The sequence below is a fragment of the Rhodococcus sp. KB6 genome, assembly GCF_001445685.1.
Lineage (GTDB): Bacteria > Actinomycetota > Actinomycetes > Mycobacteriales > Mycobacteriaceae > Rhodococcus_F > Rhodococcus_F qingshengii.
Genome location: NZ_LNAK01000120.1, coordinates 103,332 through 120,425 on the forward strand (window position 1 = coordinate 103,332; position 17,094 = coordinate 120,425).

The following is a 17,094-nucleotide window of genomic DNA, read 5'->3' on the forward strand; positions in this document are numbered from 1 at the left end:
TTGCCAATGTAAGTCAGGGCACCCGCTTGACCACCGTGCCGGTGATCTCGTCCTGAACCTGTTCAGCCGTTACCGCTCGACTCTGCGCCCGACGTGATCGGGTGAAGTAGTAGATGCCGATCACGGCAAGAACAAACGGCACCCCGAACACCAAGGTCATCTTGAAATCCTCGACCCACAATGTCGTGACGAGGATCGCGACCATGAGGACACCACCCAGTATCGTCCCCACCGGGAAGAACGGAATCGTGAACGAGAGGGTTCGTCCTTCGCTTGCCATCCGCTTGCGAAAGAACCAGTGCGTCACGAAGATCAGCAGCCACGTCGCCATCGCCCCGAACATCGACAGCGAGATCATCAAGGTGAATGCCTGCTCGGGAAAGAGCACGTAGACGATGGTTGCGACGGCGATACCCGACGTCGACAGCAGCAAGGCATTGACCGGTGAGCCGTTGGCCCTGACCTTGCCGAGAATGGCCGGCGCGTCACCAGCACGGGAGAGCGAGAACATCATTCGCGAAGACACGTACAGCTGACTGTTCATCGCGGACAGCGCGGCGATGATCACCACGAAGTTCAGCACACTGTCTGCGCCCGGAATCTTCACAACCTGCATCACCGTGACGAAGGGACTTCCGCCGCTCAAGATCTTGTCCATCGGAGCGATTGCCAGAATCAGGGCAAGCGTTGCGATGTAGAAGACGAACAGTCGGACGATCGTCACACGGAACGCCTTCTTCACCGCCACCGCGGGGTTTTCCGCCTCACCGGCTGCAATGGCGATCATCTCGATGCTCAAGTAGCTGAAGATCGATACGATCACGGCAAACCACATGCCGGACAAACCATTCGGGAAGAATCCGCCACCGGCCGTGTAGTTGTGAAATCCGTAGTCCGGGTTCCCGCTACCGAACACTACGTACGCTGCCATCACGATGAACGCCACGATCGCGAAGACCTTGATAGTCGAGAACCAGTACTCCATCGTTCCGAAGGCCTTGACGTTGAACATGTTCACGCCGATCAGCACTCCGGAGAACAACACGATCCACAGCCATGACGGTACGTCGGCGAACCAGAACTGCATGTATTCACCGATCGCGGTGACCTCGGTACCGACCGCGAGGACGATGCACGACCAGTAGAGATAGCGAACGAGGAAGCCGATCAACGGTCCGACGTAGAACTCTGCGTACGCACCGAACGAACCTGATGTCGCATGTGCAACAGTCATTTCGGCGAGGGCACCCATCAGCAGGAGGGCGATCAACCCGCCGATCGCGTAACTGATGATGACGCTCGGGCCGGCAAATCCGATGGCGAACTTACTGCCGAGGAAGAGTCCGGTGCCGATTGCACCGCCGAGCGCGATCATGCTCATCTGCTTGGGGCCGAGTTCGCGTTTGAGACCTGATTCTCGCTGCTGAATGTTTTTGAAATCACTCATGAAAGCTCCTTGCGAAAGGCGGTACCTCCCGGTCCGCGGAAACTTGGAAGAATCAGGTGACTGCGTCGCGCTCGCGGAATTCGGGGCGATCCCAGGACTTGTTCTCGAGGATGTCTCGCAACACGTCGACGGCGTTCCACACGTCGGCGTATCCGAGATAGAGCGGAGTGATACCGAACCTCAGCACTCCGGGTTCGCGGTAGTCGCCGATGACGCCCCGCGCGATGAGAGCCTTCATGATGGAATAGCCCTCGGGATGAACAAAACTCACGTGCGATCCACGACTCTCGTGTTCGCGCGGCGTGATCAACTCCAAACCGTAAGCAGCGCAACGCTCCTCGACGAGGCTGATGAAGAGATCGGCCAGCGCGAGCGACTTGCTGCGGATGTCGGCCATGTCAGCTTTGAGCATGACGTCGAGACCACACTCGACGAGTGACAACGACGTGATGGGTTGAGTACCACTCAGAAACCGTCGTATTCCTGCGCCGGGTTCGTAGGCCGACTCCATCGCAAATGGTCGCGCGTGCCCCCACCACCCGGACAGCGGCTGGATTCCGGTGTTCTGATGGCGACGGTTGACCCAGATGAATGCAGGTGAACCCGGACCACCGTTGAGGTACTTGTACGTACACCCCACCGCGAAGTCGGCGTCGGCACCGCTCAGATCGACAGTGACGGCGCCGGCCGAGTGTGCGAGATCCCAGATCATGAGGGCGCCACGTTCCTGCACTGCTGCAGTGACTTCCGTCATCGCATACAGGTTTCCGGTGCGGTAGTTGACGTGCGACAACATCACTACGGCGGTGTCCGGTCCTACTGCTTCGGTGAGGTCGCCCGGTTGGTCGATCAGGCGTAGTTCGTATCCCTGATCGAGCAGCGAGATGATGCCCTCCGCAATGTAGAGGTCAGTGGGGAAATTGTCGCGCTCGGAGACGATCACCTTCCGGCTGGGATCCTGAGCAGCCGCGATGGACAGCGCAGAGGCCAATGCCTTGAACAGGTTGATCGACGTCGAATCCGTCACTACCACTTCGCCTTCACCTGCTCCCAGCAACGGGGCAAGTTTGTCACCGAGGCGGACCGGGAGGTCGAACCATCCAGCCTCGTTCCAACTGCGAACCAAGCCGTTGCCCCACTCGTCGCCGATCACTCTCGCGGCGCATTCCTGCGCGGCAATGGGACGCGCGCCGAGCGAGTTTCCGTCGAAGTAGAGAACGCCCTCCGGAATCGCGAACTCGCGGCGGAACTCCCTCAGGGGATCCACTGCGTCGGCCTTGACGCAGTCTTCCAACGAAAGTGTGGTTGTCGATGTCATGACGATTCTTCTCCTGCATGTGTCGGCGTTGAGGGTGATGAAGGCAGAGTCCGGAGCACGGCCCGTACCGGGCTGGCATCGAGGTCGAGGAACTTCAGCGGCAGTGCGATCAACTCGTAGTAGCCTTCGTCGACGTCGTCGAGGCAAAGTCCTTCAAGGATCGCGACGCCACGATCGCTTGCCGCGTGGTGCCCGTCCATGGTCTTGCTGTCCATCGGATCGAACGAGGCGCCGTCGATTCCGATCAGAACTCCACCGCGGTCGGCGAACCAGTGGGTCAGCTCCGGAGATACACCGGCGAAGTCGTTGTCCCACTCGCGCGGGTACTTCGGGTACGTCCTCAGAATCAGCCGTTGCGGCAGATGGCCGCCGAGTCGCTCCACCGTCTCTTCGACGGGCTTGATGCAGGCGGCACCGTCGACCCCCGTCATGTCGACCACCAGGGCCTCACCGAGATAGGGCTCGAGGGGAACGGAACCGATGGGCGCACCGTCGATGCGAGTGTGCGCCGGCGCATCGGCGTGAGCACCGATATGCGGAGTGGTGGTGATTCGGTTGATGGTGACGGCGTCACTGCCGCCGAGGTCGGACGTGACAGCGCGGGTGAAGGCGGTATCGCCTGGCCACACGGGCGTCGATTCGGAGATCGGCGGGCTGATGTCGATCAACCGCGCCCTCCAGTCGCCCGTGTGTCCGTCGCCCGCGTGTCGGCCGATCCTCGGAAGCATCCAGACCCCTTCGTCGCAACAGTCGACTGTGTAGATCTCGACCGTTTGATAATTCGATGTGTTTGGCAAAAGCTAGGATCATCGACGGGCGCGGTCAATAGATGCTGAATATTTTCGCGACGGCAGGGAGAAATCGGATGATAAATGCGATCGAACGGGCAGCTGCCGCAGCTCGGCCGAATCATGTTCGGCTCGACGACGTCGATACGGCGATTCTCCGCGAACTCGTCCGGGATGCACGCATCCCCAACAACGCACTCGCCGAGAAGGTCGGGATAGCGCCGTCGACCGCTCTGGCGCGGATGCGCGCTCTACGCGAATCGGGCGTCATCAAGGGGTTTCACGCAGACATAGACCTCGAGCTACTCGGCCTCGAGATCTCGGCGATGGTGTCGATTCTGATTCACTCCCACGCCAGAAGTCGGATGACGGAAATTGCCGAGCACCTGAGCGGATTGGATTCCGTTCAGCGAGTGTTCCTGATGAGTGGGGACCGTGATCTCCTGGTGCACGTGTCGTGTGAATCCCCCACTCGGCTTCGCGATTTCGTCAGCGCGCACCTCAACGATCCGGCCATCGCCAATACCCAGACCAACCTGATCTTCAGCGAACTGAGTCAAGGCGGCTGAACTGCAGCTGTCGCCAAGGCGTCTTCGGGTGCTTCCGAGATCGACACCTCGATTCGAACTTCCCCCACTAGAGTCGAACGGCATGTTGCCACTCGGGTTGTCCATGCTCTGGGAGTCGGTGGAGTCGGAAGCCGCTCTGAAGCAGCGATTCGGATTCAACAGCTTCGGCGCAGCCACCCATTGGGTCTCGGCGGTACTCGAGCAGACTTGGGGATTGACGGCCCTCGAATGCTCGCGAATGGCGATCAGTGACCAGAACGCGATTGTGTGGGTTGCGAGCGACCGCGGTGGGCTGGTGGTGAAGTGGTCGCGCGCCACAGAGCGCTTCGCGAACCTGGAGGCGTCGACGCGCCTACTGAGCGCACTCGCCGCGCAGGGCGTGCCCGTTCCGTCACCAATTACGTCCCTGAACGGATTGGACCGGGAAACACTGCTGGTCCGGGAAACACTGCTGGCCTGGGAAACACTGGAAGGGCCTTCGTGCGCAGTGTCATTCACCGTACTGCCGGAGTTGGCGGGAGATTGGTTGGACGTGCAAGACCGCGCGGCGGTCCGTTCGGCAGGAGCATGTCTGGCAGAAATACACCGAACGCTCGGCGCCACCCATGTCGACGGATCGGTTTTCTCGTCGCGCAGCACCGGGTTGAAGGAGCGCATCGGTGGTTGGCTCGAGAATTTCGACCGCGGGTTCGCGCCTGAGGCAACGCGTAGGCTCGTGGGCCTCCTGGCGCGTGCGTCCGAGCTCGATGACCAAACTCAACTGGTACACAACGACTTCCGTGCAGCCAACATCTTGACTCGAAACTCTCGGACCACCGGAGTACTCGACTTCGACGACGTGGTGATCGAGCACCGGGTGAGCGACCTGGCCAAGGCAAGCGTCTATCTGGGCACCCTGTTCACCGATTGGCGACCGACACCGATCGCGGTACGGCAGAGCCTGCGCGCCGGCTACGAATCCGTCCGTCCCCTCAGCCGATCCGAGACAGAATGGTTCGAGATCCTCGAACTGTGGCACGGCCTGATGGCAATCCCGGGTGAGAACGACACCGCCGGTTGGGCATCAGCGTTGTGACAAAAGTGGGGACGCCGGTACCGGCGTCCCCACTTCGCTTCTGACCACATCAGGATCCGGCGCGGATCCATTCTTCGAGATGCGGCGCCTCGGTACCGATCGTCGTGCCGTCGCCGTGACCGGTGTGAACCTTGGTCTCGGCGGGGAGCGCGAACAGCTTGTCGCGAATGGACCCGATGATGGTCGGGAAGTCTGAGTACGACCGCCCCGTTGCGCCGGGTCCACCGGAGAACAAGGTGTCGCCGCTGAACAGTTCCCCCGCCTCGGGCAGGTAGAGGCAGGTCGACCCCGGGGAATGGCCCGGTGTGTGGATGGCCAGAATGTCCGTACCCGCCACAGCAATACGCTGATCATCTTCCAAGCTCAGATGCTTCACCCCGGGGTGAGTCATCTCCCAGAGGACATCGTCGGCCGGGTTCAGGTAGATCGGAGCGTCGAGTTTCTCGGCCAGCTCCGGCGCAACGGTGACGTGGTCGTTGTGGCCGTGGGTGCAGACGATTCCGATCACCTTGCGTCCACCGACAGCGTCGATGATCGGCTGCGCGGTGTGAGCTGCGTCGACGATCACCACTTCGTTGTCGTCACCGATCAGCCAGATGTTGTTGTCGACGTCCCATGTTCCGCCGTCGAGGCTGAACGTGCCCGAGGTGACGACGCGATCGACTCGCAATGTCACAGGACCACCACCGAACGGAGAACCTCGCCGCGGTGCATCGTCTCGAATGCCTTCTCGACCTCGTCGAGCTTGATGCGCTCGCTGACGAACTTCTCGAGCGGCAGACGCCCCTGCTGGTACAGGTCGACCAGAACGGGGAAGTCACGCTCGGGCAGGCAGTCGCCGTACCACGACGACTTGAGGGCTCCGCCGCGCGAGAAGAAGTCCACCAGCGGCATTTCCAGCTTCATGTCCGGCGTCGGAACTCCCACCAGCACTACGGTTCCCGCCAGGTCGCGGGCGTAGAACGCCTGCTTCCAGGTCTCGGGACGGCCGACTGCGTCGACAACCACGTCGGCGCCGAAACCTCCGGTCAGCTCCTGAACTGCTTCGACGACGTCGTCGACCTCGGTCGCATTGATCGTGTGCGTGGCACCAAGTTCCGTGGCCCACTCCAGCTTTCGTGGATCCCGGTCGATGGCGATGATGGTATTGGCACCGGCCAGGCGTGAACCCATGATCGCTGCGTCGCCGACGCCGCCACACCCGATCACAGCCACCGAATCACCGCGTCCGACGTTGCCGGTGTTCATCGCGGCACCCATGCCGGCCATGACGCCGCAACCGAGCAGTCCGACGACAGCCGGATCGGCCGAGGCGTCGACCTTGGTGCACTGGCCTTCGTGAACGAGCGTCTTGTCTGCGAATGCGCCGATGCCGAGTGCCGGCGTCAGTTCGGTGCCGTCTTCGAGCGTCATCTTCTGCTCGGCGTTGAACGTGTCGAAGCAGTACTGCGGGCGGCCACGCTTACACGCACGACACTGCCCGCATACTGCACGCCAGTTGAGCACGACGAAGTCGCCCACCTCGACGTGAGTGACACCGGGGCCGACGCTCTCGACGATGCCCGACGCCTCGTGCCCGAGCAGGAACGGGTACTCGTCGTTGATTCCGCCGTCGCGGTAGGTCAGGTCGGTGTGGCACACACCGCACGCTGCAATGGCGACCACTACCTCGTTGGCGCCGGGATCGGGAATCGTGATGGGGACGATTTCGACGGGGGCACCCTTGGATCGGGCGATGACGCCGCGTACCTGCTGTGGCATGGCTTTGCTCCTGGCTTCGTGCGATTGAGGACGTGTCGTCACATGGCGCCGTGTTTTCACATTGCGATATGTGCACTCGTTGAAAGGTTAGCCCGAAGCAGGTGCCCGCAACCCTGGTCGAACGGACTGACCGACCTGGCCGAAAGGACTAGGGTGCAGGCTTCACGCCGGCCTCGGCGCCCGCGGCGGCCGCCGCACCCCGACTCTCGACGCCCAATTTCCGCAGGACCCCGGCAACATGAAACTTGACTGTGCTCTCGCTGACGCCGAGGCGCTCCGAGATCGCCTTGTTGCGCCGTCCGGCCACCAGATGCTCGAGTACCTCGAACTCCCGCGGAGCCAGTTCCGTCAGGACGTCGCGGTTCGGTAGGGCGACGGGCGCGTCGAGCGGGATGGTTGCGCTGATCCGGTTCCCCCACCCGGGCGTCGACTCGGATTCGACGGTTCCACCCAAAGTCTCTACCCTCGAACGTAATTGGCGTTCCACGTCGATCACGTCGGCTTCACCACCACCGTCGTCGCGGATGTCGATCGAGAGCGAAGCCGCGTCGAGGGTCCAGGCCACCCGGATTCGCGAGAGCGTCTGCTGATCCGACAAGGCCAAGACCGCGCCGCGGACGACCGCGCGGGCGCCGTGCGCCACTTCACCGGGTAACCCACGCCCGTCGACGGGTGGCTCCACCAACTCCAACGCGATTTCCCGATGCTTGAGCAGCGAACGCAATTCCCCACGCATCCGCGCAAAAGCGGTGGTGGTCGACTCTTCGGCCAACTCGCGGTGCACGTCGACGGCCGAACGCAGGCCGATCAGAGCCGAGGCCGCAGTCTCCCTGGCCGAGGTTCGCGCACGTGTGTCGTCGAGATCCGCCGAGCGCAGCGTCGCCAGCATCGTCTCGAGGGTGGCCGCATGCACCTCCGTCATCTCTGCCACGGTGCGTGCACGCTCGGACGACGCTGCCCGCGACTCGGCGAGATATGCCGGGCTCGCGTTCCGGACCTGGAGCTGAATTCCGGTTGAAGTCACTGCGAACAGTGCCTGGATCAATTCGAGGGATGCTGTCTTCACCGGTACGGGGTGCGGTGTCAAAACGAGAAGCGTATCGGTTCGATCAAGCATCGCAAGCACTTCACGATCCCGGCCGGCGATAGCGCATTTTCCCCGAAATATCTGTCCGACAGTGAGATCCGTACGGATACGGTCGAGTTCGGCGATGGTCACACGATCGACGACGGCTGGATCCCCAGCGACCTTGCGCGGCCTACCGGTGCATTCACGGGTGAAGATCACCAGGGAAGTGTGCGGCGCCATGTCCGCGATCAACGTCGAAAATCGTCGGCCGATTTCGGGAAGTGGTCCCACCAACACGTCTCGAAGGGCGGTGATCAGTAGCGCATTGTCGGTGGTGCTCACCGTTCAACGATAACCATCCGGTTCACTGGTGCAGCGTGGTCTTCATGAGCATCACGTTGTAGTCGGACCACGTGGTGGCGAGAAAGTAGAGGTCCTGCCCCTGCGACCAGGGGTGCATGTACGCGCCGTAGAGTCCCGGAACCGCGTCGGTGCCGATCACGACGTCCGGTGCGCTCCACGGGCCGGTCAGGTCCGAGGCCGTCCGCAGCACCAGCGCTCCCCACTCGTTGGAGTACATCGCGACGAACTTTCCGAGATAGTTGTTGTACTGCACCGACAGTTCGCTGACATCCCCGTCGAGAACTACTGCAGCGGCAGCAGGATTGTTGGGGACCCATGCCTTTCCGTCCCAGTATTCGTACGCCGCGACGTCCGCGATGGAGGCTTCCTTGACTCGCGAGAGACGCCCCTCGCCAAAGCGTCCGGCGGGGGTGCCGAAGTTGTAGACGTAACCACCGTCTTTGACGAAGGACCCCATCTGGAAGTTGTCGTTACCTGTCAACGGCAGATTGGGCCGGGACGAGGCCGGTTCGATCTGCCAGGTCTCACCGTTGTCGTGCGAGGACGCGATCTGCGAGAAGTTGGTGACCCACTCGCCCGACCCTCCCCACGAACGTATCGACATGTAGTTGACGTACTGAACGCCGCCCACGGAGATACCCGTCGTCGGAATGCTGCTGGTTTCGACGCCGGTGACTTTCAGACTTCCGATGATCTCGCGCGAGTGATTCGGTCGGTCGGTCGGTGAGGAGTCGATGTTCATGCCGTCGGACAGATTTCCGTCCGAGCTACGGAACAGGACGTTGCTGCGCCAGTCGCCGACCACCCCGGAGCACAGAGGGTCAGATCCGATACCGACGGTGTCACCGAAAGCTGTCAGGACCTGACCTGCGCCGTTGTCCCACATGATGCCCAGATCCGTGCCGAGAACGTTGAACCGCTCGACGGTTTGGTTGGGGCTCAGCGCGCCCGTGATGTACTCGACCGCCGAGGTGCGGCCTTGCAATTCCGGCAGTTTGCCATCCGTGCCGTTGAGCCAGGGAATCGGATTGGTCGGCCCACCTGATTGATCCAAGCTCCCGGTGACATTGCAATCCCACGGGGATGCATTGGCCTGGGTCGCCCCCAAGACCGCGGTCGACGCGAGTACACACGTCACTGCTGCTGTCGATATCTTCCGCATCCGGCGCATCGCTCCCCTTTCGCGGGGGAGATCCGGACTCTACGAGGTGTGTTGCTCGACCGGATCGGTTCATCCACCCACGAGAACACAAGGTAACAGGTAAATCGGTCAATCAGGACAAAACGGGCTTATTCGGTGGAGATGGATTTCAACCATTTCTCCATCACGGCTGCGGCAATCTCGACCCCCTGCGACTCGGCTGCACTCAACTGCTGCATGAAGATGCGCGGACCGTCCGCTCCCAGCGAAGCATGCAGCGAATCGCGGTACTCGGCCAGTTCCATCCACTCGCGCGCCACCGCGGAGGACGCTTCGAGGTGAAACTGAACGGCGTAACTCTGCTTGTATCGGAAGAGTTGATTCGGATACTTGGCTGAACCAGCGAGCCGCACCGCGCCGTTCGGAATGTCGAAGGTATCCGAATGCCATTGCATTGCAGGAAATGTGGAGGGCAGATCTCCCCACACGGGATCTTGCCGGCCCTCGACAGTCAAGGTGATCTCCTCAACTCCGACTTCAGGCACAGCGCCCGTGTAGACGCGAGCACCCAGCGCCGCGGCGAGCAACTGCGAACCCAGACACACTCCCCACACCGGGACGTCGCTCTCGACCAGATCGCGAATGTATTCGATCTCGGATGCCAACCACTCGACCTCGCCCTGATCGCCGACGCCCATCGGCCCGCCCATCACGATCACGGCGTCGAACCGTCGATGTGCCGGAAGCGGGTCGGTGCCCAGAAGAACAGTCTGCACGTCTCCGTAGCTCTCCAGGACAGGCGAATACGCCGCTGGGGGTTCACACTGCGCGTGTCGTAGTTCCAGAAAATGCATGTAGGCAATTCCTCTCGAATCCGGTGCCGAAAGCCTATGGTTCTATTCGACATAAGGCACATCGACGGCGTCGGATGTGCTCTGCGCTCGAATCTCCGCTTTCATCGCCCCTTTACCGACAAGGAACGTCTGTGCGCGCACCACACCTCTTTTCGACATCGATTCGCCCGCCCTCAACTGCCGTTCGCATCGGACTCAGCGCATTCGCCTTGGCGTCACTTGCCGCGTGCTCAGGAACAAGCACCGACAGCGAGGCCGAATCAACATCCACCGCGACCACCACTGCAACCTCGACAACTCAACCCACGACGACTCAGGCTCCATTGACCACCTCGGTGATCGGTACGACGAATTCTCCACTGGCCACGACCCCAGTCGCCGCGGAAGTGACGCCCGCTGCAGCTCCCGCGGTCATGCCCAACGTCGTGTGCATGAATCTTCAAGACGCACAGGACACCATTCAGTCGGCCGGAGTCTTCTTCTCCAGAAGTGCTGACGCAACCGGCGCGGGTCGACGCCAACTGGTCGATTCCAACTGGATTGTCGTCGATCAGACACCCTCTGCCGGAAGTCCTTTCGGGGAAATCGAAGCCGTGCTCTCGGCCGTGAAGATCGGCGAACCGAACCCCTGCTGATCGGCTGAGTTCTCGAACTTCGCAATTCCGGGAACACTGCGCCTTACTTGACAACTACCTCCGACCTCCTTCACTGTAGTCAACATTACGAGTATCCAATATATTGGATGCGAAAGGTTGGATTGCAGCATGAAGGTGCCACGAATACGGCAGAGCGCCAGCTCTCCGGCGTCCATGAGCGACCCCGTCATCGGAATACTCGGAGGCATGGGGCCCGCCGCTACTGCCGACTTCTACTCCAAACTCGTTGCGCTGACACCAGGTTCGACGGATCAGGAGCACCCCAAAGTTGTCATCTGGGCCGATCCCACCGTTCCCGACCGGACATTGGCACTCACCGAGAACGGCCCTGACCCCACTCCGTGGCTGATCCGCGGTGCGCGCGTTCTCCGAGAGTCGGGCGCGACGACGCTCGCCATCCCATGCAATACCGCCCACGCCTTCCTGCCCGCCATCTCGTCCCAACTGGGACTTCCCGTCGTCCACATGATCGACGAAGTCGCTCGGCACATCCGGACGCTCTCACCCGCCGTCACATCCGTCGGACTATTGGCCACCACGGGGACGGTCCGCACCGGGTTGTATCAACAATGGCTGTCGGAATACTCGATCGACGTCCTGGTGCCCGGACCTGCGATCCAGGACGAACTGGTGATGCCGGCGATCCGAGCAATCAAGAGCGGCAACGTCGGAGACGAGACCACCGACAAGCTCGTCAGGGCCGCTGATCTTCTCGTCGAATCGGGCGCGCAGGTCGTCGTGGCCGGGTGCACCGAGATTCCGCTCGGACTGCCCGCCGACGCCACAACCTGTCAGATCATCGATCCGGCAACAATTCTCGCCCGCGCTCTGCTCCGGCGGGTTGCGGATGCCCGGAGACACCCTTCGATGGTCGTTTCGGGCTGACCTGCAGCAGGGAGGCTGCAGAGTACGATATCCAGTATGTTGCGTGGCGGTAAACCGGTTGAGCGAGCACGAATGAGCGACATCGCTCTCGAACGCATTCGCGAAGCGATCGTCACCGGTGAACTGGCGCCGGGCTCGAAGATCAAGGACAGCGAACTCGCCGAGTATCTGGGACTGAGCAGAACTCCAGTCCGCGAAGCACTCGCAAGGCTGGTCGACACCGGACTCGTGGAAGCGAAACCTGGTGCGTACACGCGCATCACCACCCTCGACCGCGGCGACGTCGAGGCAACACTCGCAGTCATCGAAGCTCTCGACCAACTGGCCGTCGTCACCGCTGTACCGAATCTCACCGACGAGATGATCGGGGCGATGCGTTCGGCCAACAAGGACTTCGCTGCCGCCGTCAAACGAAACGACATAGGCCGAGCCCTGACCGCAGACGATCGCCTACACAGCGTCATCATCGACGCTGCGGCAAATCCGCTGTTGAAGAAGCTGATTCACCAGGTTCACCCACAAATTCACCGCATCTACTACCGCAAGTTCTCGAGCCTTCTCGGCAGCCAGGACTCCGTCGACCATCACAACAAGCTGATCGAGCTGTGCGCAGACCACGATGCCGAGGCGGCAGCGACACTGTCGGCCGAACATCGACGCCATCTCGGCGGGCTGATCGGTGAACTCTTCGACGCCGACGAGTTCGCGCTCTCGGACTGACCGACGCCCGAATACAAGTTTCGGCGCTTGCCTATATTGGCCATTGCCGATATAAATGACTGGTGCATGCGTTCGACGTTCTCGGAGACCCAGTTCGGCGAAGAATCATGGAACTCCTGTCCAGCGGCGAGCGCTCGGCGGGTCAGATCGCCGAAGTCGTGGCAGCGGAGTTCGGAATCTCGCAACCGACCGCGTCCGGGCACCTGCGAGTGCTCCGAGAAAACGGATTCGCCACCGTCCGCAGCGAAGGCACCAGGCGTCTCTATGCCGTCGAGCCCGCGCCATTGCAAGAAGTGGACCAATGGCTCGACGGATTCCGGCAGTTCTGGAGCGGTCCTCTCGACGCATTGGCCACAGAACTCGCACGCGGGAAACGACGCGGCTCGAAGCGGAGCAGATCTTCACAACCGAATTCTTCCGACGAAGGAGACTCACAATGACCGAGATCGCGAACCAGGACACCAGCCTCACCGCGGTAGAGCGGAGCATGGGCAACCGCGAGATCGCCGAAGGTTCGGCTCGAACAGCCGTACTCAAGCGCCGCTACAACGCGTCGGTCGACGACGTCTGGGACGCCATCACGACCCCTGACCGCATCAACCGTTTCTTCCTTCCGGTGAGCGGAGACTTCCAGGTGGGCGGCTCGTACGCCTTCGAAGGCCAGGCAAGTGGCGAGATCCTGGCCTGCGACGCCCCACACCTGCTGCGACTGCAGTGGACACCGCCCGGCGATCGCGGATACAGCGATCAGGTCGAGATCCGGCTGACTGCAGACGGTCCCGACGCCACCTGGCTCGAGTTGGAGCACGCCTCCGTCGCCGATGTCTTCCGCAACGACCCTGACACCGGCTGCTACGGCGTCGGAACCGGCTGGGAAGGCCCACTTCACTACCTGGGCGAATACTTGCGCGGCACTCTCCCTGATGCGCCGAGCACCGAGTGGTACACCTTCGACGAAGCAGAGGAGCTTCGTCTGGCCAACTTCCGAGGGTGGGAGTGGGCAAAGATCGAGGCAGAGCACGGCGACCGATAACGCCCAATTCTTCGAAAACGGTCACAGGATGGCCGTTTGCTTTGTATCGTGACCGAGCTGGACGTATGTCCAGCAGTTTTGGTGGCTTCCTTTCGTGCCACACCTGCTTCGGTCCACGAGAAGAGAGCTCCACATGGCGCCACAACCCGTAGTCGACAACGCAGCCACGACGCGACGCACGCACATCATCCGGACAGTTCTCGCTGTCCTCGTCATCGCACCGCTGTCGATTGCGGCGTTCTACATGTGGGCACTGTGGGATCCGGGCGACACGGTCAACCGCTTGCCCGTCGCCATCGTCAACGCCGATGCGGGCACAGAACTCGACGGAACACGTCTGCAAGCCGGCGATGAAGTTGTTGCCGCACTCGTCGAGAGCGGAGACGTTGCATGGAAGGTCGTCTCGGAACAGGAAGCCGCCGACGGCGTCAACGACGGCACCTATTACTTCTCTGTCGTCATTCCGAAGACTTTCAGCGCGGATGTGGCCAGTGCCGCATCGGGTTCGGGCCGCAAGGCCGAACTCGACGTCTTGTACAACGATTACAACAGTCTGGTCGCCGGCCCGGTCGGTGAAAGCATCATCGCTCAGGTGCGCTCGGCGGTCTCCGAGTCGATCGGCGAGCAGTCCATCGACCAGGTGCTGGTCGGGTTGGGTGAACTCGGAACAGGATTCGGTGAAGCAGCAGCAGGAGCGCAACAGCTGTCCGACGGATCCTCCGAAGCGCTTGCCGGAACCAACGAGCTCTACGCTGGAAGCAAGGAACTCGCCACCGGCATGGGCGAAGCAAATCAGGGCGGCAAGGAGCTGGCCGCCGGAGCCGGCGAGCTGGCTGCCGGAGCTGGCGAAGCTGCTGCAGGCTCGGGCGAGCTGAGCAGCGGACTCAACCAGTTGGTCGGGGGCACCGACGAACTCGGCGCAGGCGCCCGACAGATCAGCGAAGTGGTCGACATGGTCACCACCCCGGTACTCGACCTCGCGGGGTCCTCGGACGCCGTCGTCGGTCAGATCGACGCCCTCACGTCGATGCTTCGAAACTCGGCCGATCCGGTCTCCGCCGGACTCGTCGAAGCCCTGGCTGGACTGCGGGCTTCCCTGACTGCACAACCGTCGGACGACGACGTGATCGGTCAGCTCGGCCAGCTTCGCGACGGCGCGCGGGAGATCTCGCGCCAACTCACCGATCCGAGCAGCGACTACCGTGGTGGGCTCCTTGCCGCCGCGGTCGGTGCAGGTGAACTCAACACCGGCCTGGGCCAACTGTCCGACGGTGCAGGCCAACTCGCTACCGGTGCACAGGAACTCTCCACCGGGCTGGGGCAGTTGGACACTGGAAGTATTGCGCTCCGTGACGGTCTCGGGCAGCTATCGGCCGGCGTCGGCGAGCTCGACGCGGGTAGCGCGGAACTCGCCACCGGTTTGTCCGACGGTGCCGCCCAGGTACCGCAGTTCACGGACGACGAGCGCGCCACCACGGCCAATCTCCTCTCTTCCCCGGTTGCCGTCGACGCGCGGAACAACTATCCCGCAGCCGGTTTCGGGCCGGGAGCCGTACCTGCCGTGATCTCGGTGGCACTGTTCCTGTGCGGAATTCTCACGTGGTTCGTCGTCCGCCCACGACGCGGACGTTCACTGAACTCGCACACCAGCGTGGTACGTGAGGGGCTGCGCCGCTACCGCATTCCCGCCCTGGTCACCTTGGTCGCGGCGCTCGTGTTGTCGGTGGTGTCACTGACCGTGGCAAACGTCGAACCACCTAGTGTTCTGGCGATGATCGCAGTGATGATCCTGGTGGGTGCCGCCGCGGTCAGCTCGGGCAGGCTCTTCACCGTTGTGTTCGGTGCCGTCAACGGAACCTTCATCGCTCTGGGCGCCTTGATGATTCAGATCTTCGCCTTCGGCGCGGTATACCCCATCGAACAGATGCCGACGGTTCTGCAGTGGCTGCACGCTCTGATGCCACTCACGTGGGCGCGCAACGCCATGCGCATGGTCCTTGTCGGATACTACGGCCCGAAATTCTGGGTGGCGGTAATCGCTCTGGCTGCCTTGGTGATCGGAGCCGTCCTGTTCACCATCTGGTGGCGCCGCCGACAAGAACCGCCGACCGACGCCGATGACGACGCGCCGATCACCGAGGAGATCGTGTACCTCCAGCAAACGCAAGCGTGAGCCGGATCAGCGAACGAGCGTCGTACGCATCAACATGACGTTGTAGTCGGCCCACGTGGTGGCAAGGAAGTACAGATCCGAACCACTGGACCACGGGTGGATGTATGCGGCGTAGATACCGGGAACCTCGACCAGATTGACCAGTGTCTCCGGTGCCGTCCACGGACCGACCGGACTGGGAGCGGTTCGCATCACGATCGAACTGAACGCGTCGGCGTACATCGCCACGAACTTGCCGAGGAACTCGTTGTACTGAACGGAGACCTCACCGATGCGGCCGTCCATGACGGGTACGGCCGCAGCGGGATCGGCAAGGATCCAGCCGTTTCCGTTCCAGTACTCGTAGGCGGAAAGATCGAGGATCGCCCCCTCGGGCACGCGAGAAAGTCGAACCTCGCCGGATCGTCCCGCGGGGGTTCCGTAGTTGTAGACGAACCCGCCGTCCTTCACCATCGAGCTCATCTGGAAGTTCTCGCTACCGGCGACGGGGGCGACACCCGCGGGAAGAACCCCACCGATGTTGGGGCGCAGAGTTTCCGGACGAGTGGTCCACGTCTCGCCGTTGTCCGAGGAGGTAGCAATCTGTGAGTAGTTTGTACTCCACTGCCCGGCCTCGCCCCAGTTGCGCACCGACATGTAGCTCAGATACTGCACACCGTTCACTGCGATGCCGCTCGTGGGGATGCTGGAGGCCTCGACGCCCGGAATCTTCAGACCGGAGATGATCTCACGCGCCTGACCGGTACCGTCCTTCGGCGCGCTGTCGATGCGCATCCCGTCGGCGAGTACCCGATCCGAGCTGCGGAAGAGCACATTACTTCGCCACTCGCCCACCAAACCGTCGCAGGTGGGGTTACGACTTAGCCCGGTGGTATCGCCGAAAGCCGTCAGAATCTGCCCCGCACCGTTGTCCCACATGATGCCGAGGTCGGTACCCAGGACATTGAAGCGATCAACTGTCTTGTTGGGACTGTATGTGCCGGTGACCTTTTCGATCGCGGTAGTACGACCGGACAGACCTGGCAACCCTCCGGTGTTGCCGTTGAGCCACGGCGCCGCATTGGCCGGACCACCGCTACTACCGACGCCACTGACTCCGACGCAGCCCGGCGCAGCCATCGCCGGCGAAGCCACCGCCGTGACGGCAGCAGCTGCCAGAGCAGCAACTACCCCGAACACCCCCAACGATCTCCCCGCGCGAAACATGACTCCCCCATGGCCGGGATTGTTGGTGTTGTCGTC

At 62.1% G+C, this 17,094-nt stretch carries 17 protein-coding genes; 8 read left to right on the forward strand and 9 right to left on the reverse strand.

Annotation, left to right across the window (positions count from 1 at the left end; translation table 11 throughout):
• Positions 1-13 precede the first annotated feature (13 nt).
• Genes ASU23_RS16890 through kynB form a run of 3 tightly spaced genes read right to left on the reverse strand, consistent with a single transcriptional unit; the run spans position 14 to position 3,493 of the window.
• Positions 14-1,447 carry an amino acid permease gene (locus tag ASU23_RS16890; protein ID WP_003943087.1) on the reverse strand — a complete coding sequence of 478 codons (1,434 nt, stop codon included), beginning with the start codon at positions 1,445-1,447 and terminating at the stop codon, positions 14-16.
• A 52-nt stretch (positions 1,448-1,499) separates the two neighbouring features.
• Positions 1,500-2,765 carry a kynureninase gene (gene kynU / locus ASU23_RS16895; protein ID WP_054187491.1) on the reverse strand — a complete coding sequence of 422 codons (1,266 nt, stop codon included), beginning with the start codon at positions 2,763-2,765 and terminating at the stop codon, positions 1,500-1,502.
• Positions 2,762-3,493 carry an arylformamidase gene (kynB, locus tag ASU23_RS16900; protein WP_058038314.1) on the reverse strand — a complete coding sequence of 244 codons (732 nt, stop codon included), beginning with the start codon at positions 3,491-3,493 and terminating at the stop codon, positions 2,762-2,764. The genes kynU and kynB overlap by 4 nt, the downstream gene beginning before the upstream one ends.
• A 137-nt stretch (positions 3,494-3,630) precedes the next feature.
• Here kynB and ASU23_RS16905 point away from each other — a divergent pair, with 137 nt between their 5' ends.
• Both ASU23_RS16905 and ASU23_RS16910 read left to right on the forward strand, forming a co-directional pair.
• Positions 3,631-4,122, forward strand: a complete 492-nt coding sequence (locus tag ASU23_RS16905; RefSeq protein ID WP_007730865.1) for an Lrp/AsnC family transcriptional regulator — start codon at positions 3,631-3,633, stop codon at positions 4,120-4,122.
• Positions 4,123-4,204: 82 nt separating this feature from the next.
• Positions 4,205-5,197, forward strand: coding sequence for a phosphotransferase enzyme family protein (locus ASU23_RS16910; RefSeq protein ID WP_058038315.1), 993 nt, complete (start codon positions 4,205-4,207; stop codon positions 5,195-5,197).
• Positions 5,198-5,246: 49 nt separating this feature from the next.
• Here the strand turns inward: ASU23_RS16910 and ASU23_RS16915 are convergent, their stop codons facing one another.
• From ASU23_RS16915 to ASU23_RS16935, 5 genes are all read right to left on the reverse strand, one after another.
• Complete coding sequence (locus tag ASU23_RS16915) at positions 5,247-5,873, reverse strand: MBL fold metallo-hydrolase (protein WP_007730862.1); 627 nt, start codon at positions 5,871-5,873, stop codon at positions 5,247-5,249.
• Entirely contained in the window at positions 5,870-6,958 is a 1,089-nt protein-coding gene (locus ASU23_RS16920) for an S-(hydroxymethyl)mycothiol dehydrogenase (RefSeq protein WP_007730860.1), read from the reverse strand. The genes ASU23_RS16915 and ASU23_RS16920 overlap by 4 nt, the downstream gene beginning before the upstream one ends.
• 148 nt (positions 6,959-7,106) lie before the next feature.
• Positions 7,107-8,369: a response regulator transcription factor family protein gene (locus tag ASU23_RS16925; RefSeq protein WP_047269429.1), complete on the reverse strand. Its 1,263-nt coding sequence runs from the start codon at positions 8,367-8,369 to the stop codon at positions 7,107-7,109.
• A 22-nt stretch (positions 8,370-8,391) separates the two neighbouring features.
• On the reverse strand, positions 8,392-9,561 hold the full coding sequence (locus ASU23_RS16930) for a DUF4185 domain-containing protein (protein ID WP_050655976.1): 1,170 nt from the start codon (positions 9,559-9,561) through the stop codon (positions 8,392-8,394).
• Positions 9,562-9,680: 119 nt separating this feature from the next.
• The gene (locus ASU23_RS16935) at positions 9,681-10,307 is read right to left on the reverse strand and encodes a type 1 glutamine amidotransferase (RefSeq protein ID WP_082661427.1); all 627 of its coding nucleotides are present in this window, start codon (positions 10,305-10,307) and stop codon (positions 9,681-9,683) included.
• A gap of 209 nt (positions 10,308-10,516) precedes the next feature.
• On the opposite strand from ASU23_RS16935, the gene ASU23_RS16940 reads away from it, so the two are divergent.
• The 6 genes from ASU23_RS16940 (at position 10,517) to ASU23_RS16965 (ending at position 15,852) form a co-directional block, all read left to right on the forward strand.
• Positions 10,517-11,020: a PASTA domain-containing protein gene (locus ASU23_RS16940; protein ID WP_030536029.1), complete on the forward strand. Its 504-nt coding sequence runs from the start codon at positions 10,517-10,519 to the stop codon at positions 11,018-11,020.
• 129 nt (positions 11,021-11,149) lie between these two features.
• Positions 11,150-11,926, forward strand: coding sequence for an aspartate/glutamate racemase family protein (locus ASU23_RS16945; RefSeq protein ID WP_225320168.1), 777 nt, complete (start codon positions 11,150-11,152; stop codon positions 11,924-11,926).
• 36 nt (positions 11,927-11,962) lie between these two features.
• Positions 11,963-12,646, forward strand: coding sequence for a GntR family transcriptional regulator (locus tag ASU23_RS16950; RefSeq protein WP_019745689.1), 684 nt, complete (start codon positions 11,963-11,965; stop codon positions 12,644-12,646).
• Positions 12,647-12,708: 62 nt separating this feature from the next.
• Positions 12,709-13,086 carry a helix-turn-helix transcriptional regulator gene (locus ASU23_RS16955; RefSeq protein ID WP_050655974.1) on the forward strand — a complete coding sequence of 126 codons (378 nt, stop codon included), beginning with the start codon at positions 12,709-12,711 and terminating at the stop codon, positions 13,084-13,086.
• A complete protein-coding gene (locus ASU23_RS16960; protein WP_054800568.1) occupies positions 13,083-13,679 on the forward strand; it encodes an SRPBCC family protein in 597 nt (198 codons plus the stop codon). The genes ASU23_RS16955 and ASU23_RS16960 overlap by 4 nt, the downstream gene beginning before the upstream one ends.
• Positions 13,680-13,812: 133 nt before the next feature.
• A complete protein-coding gene (locus ASU23_RS16965; protein WP_058038317.1) occupies positions 13,813-15,852 on the forward strand; it encodes a YhgE/Pip domain-containing protein in 2,040 nt (679 codons plus the stop codon).
• A 6-nt stretch (positions 15,853-15,858) separates the two neighbouring features.
• Here ASU23_RS16965 and ASU23_RS16970 read toward each other — a convergent pair whose 3' ends face one another.
• Positions 15,859-17,058, reverse strand: a complete 1,200-nt coding sequence (locus tag ASU23_RS16970; protein WP_058038318.1) for a DUF4185 domain-containing protein — start codon at positions 17,056-17,058, stop codon at positions 15,859-15,861.
• Between the last annotated feature and the right edge of the window lie 36 nt (positions 17,059-17,094).

Excerpts from the sequence above, each read along its gene's own strand:
- ASU23_RS16890 (WP_003943087.1), bottom strand. The coding sequence starts at position 1,447 with ATGAGTGATTTCAAAAACATTCAGCAGCGAGAATCAGGTCTCAAACGC.
- kynU (WP_054187491.1), bottom strand. The coding sequence starts at position 2,765 with ATGACATCGACAACCACACTTTCGTTGGAAGACTGCGTCAAGGCCGAC.
- kynB (WP_058038314.1), bottom strand. The coding sequence starts at position 3,493 with ATGCTTCCGAGGATCGGCCGACACGCGGGCGACGGACACACGGGCGAC.
- ASU23_RS16905 (WP_007730865.1), top strand. The coding sequence starts at position 3,631 with ATGATAAATGCGATCGAACGGGCAGCTGCCGCAGCTCGGCCGAATCAT.
- ASU23_RS16910 (WP_058038315.1), top strand. The coding sequence starts at position 4,205 with ATGTTGCCACTCGGGTTGTCCATGCTCTGGGAGTCGGTGGAGTCGGAA.
- ASU23_RS16920 (WP_007730860.1), bottom strand. The coding sequence starts at position 6,958 with ATGCCACAGCAGGTACGCGGCGTCATCGCCCGATCCAAGGGTGCCCCC.
- ASU23_RS16930 (WP_050655976.1), bottom strand. The coding sequence starts at position 9,561 with ATGCGCCGGATGCGGAAGATATCGACAGCAGCAGTGACGTGTGTACTC.
- ASU23_RS16945 (WP_225320168.1), top strand. The coding sequence starts at position 11,150 with ATGAAGGTGCCACGAATACGGCAGAGCGCCAGCTCTCCGGCGTCCATG.
- ASU23_RS16950 (WP_019745689.1), top strand. The coding sequence starts at position 11,963 with ATGTTGCGTGGCGGTAAACCGGTTGAGCGAGCACGAATGAGCGACATC.
- ASU23_RS16960 (WP_054800568.1), top strand. The coding sequence starts at position 13,083 with ATGACCGAGATCGCGAACCAGGACACCAGCCTCACCGCGGTAGAGCGG.
- ASU23_RS16965 (WP_058038317.1), top strand. The coding sequence starts at position 13,813 with ATGGCGCCACAACCCGTAGTCGACAACGCAGCCACGACGCGACGCACG.
- ASU23_RS16970 (WP_058038318.1), bottom strand. The coding sequence starts at position 17,058 with ATGTTTCGCGCGGGGAGATCGTTGGGGGTGTTCGGGGTAGTTGCTGCT.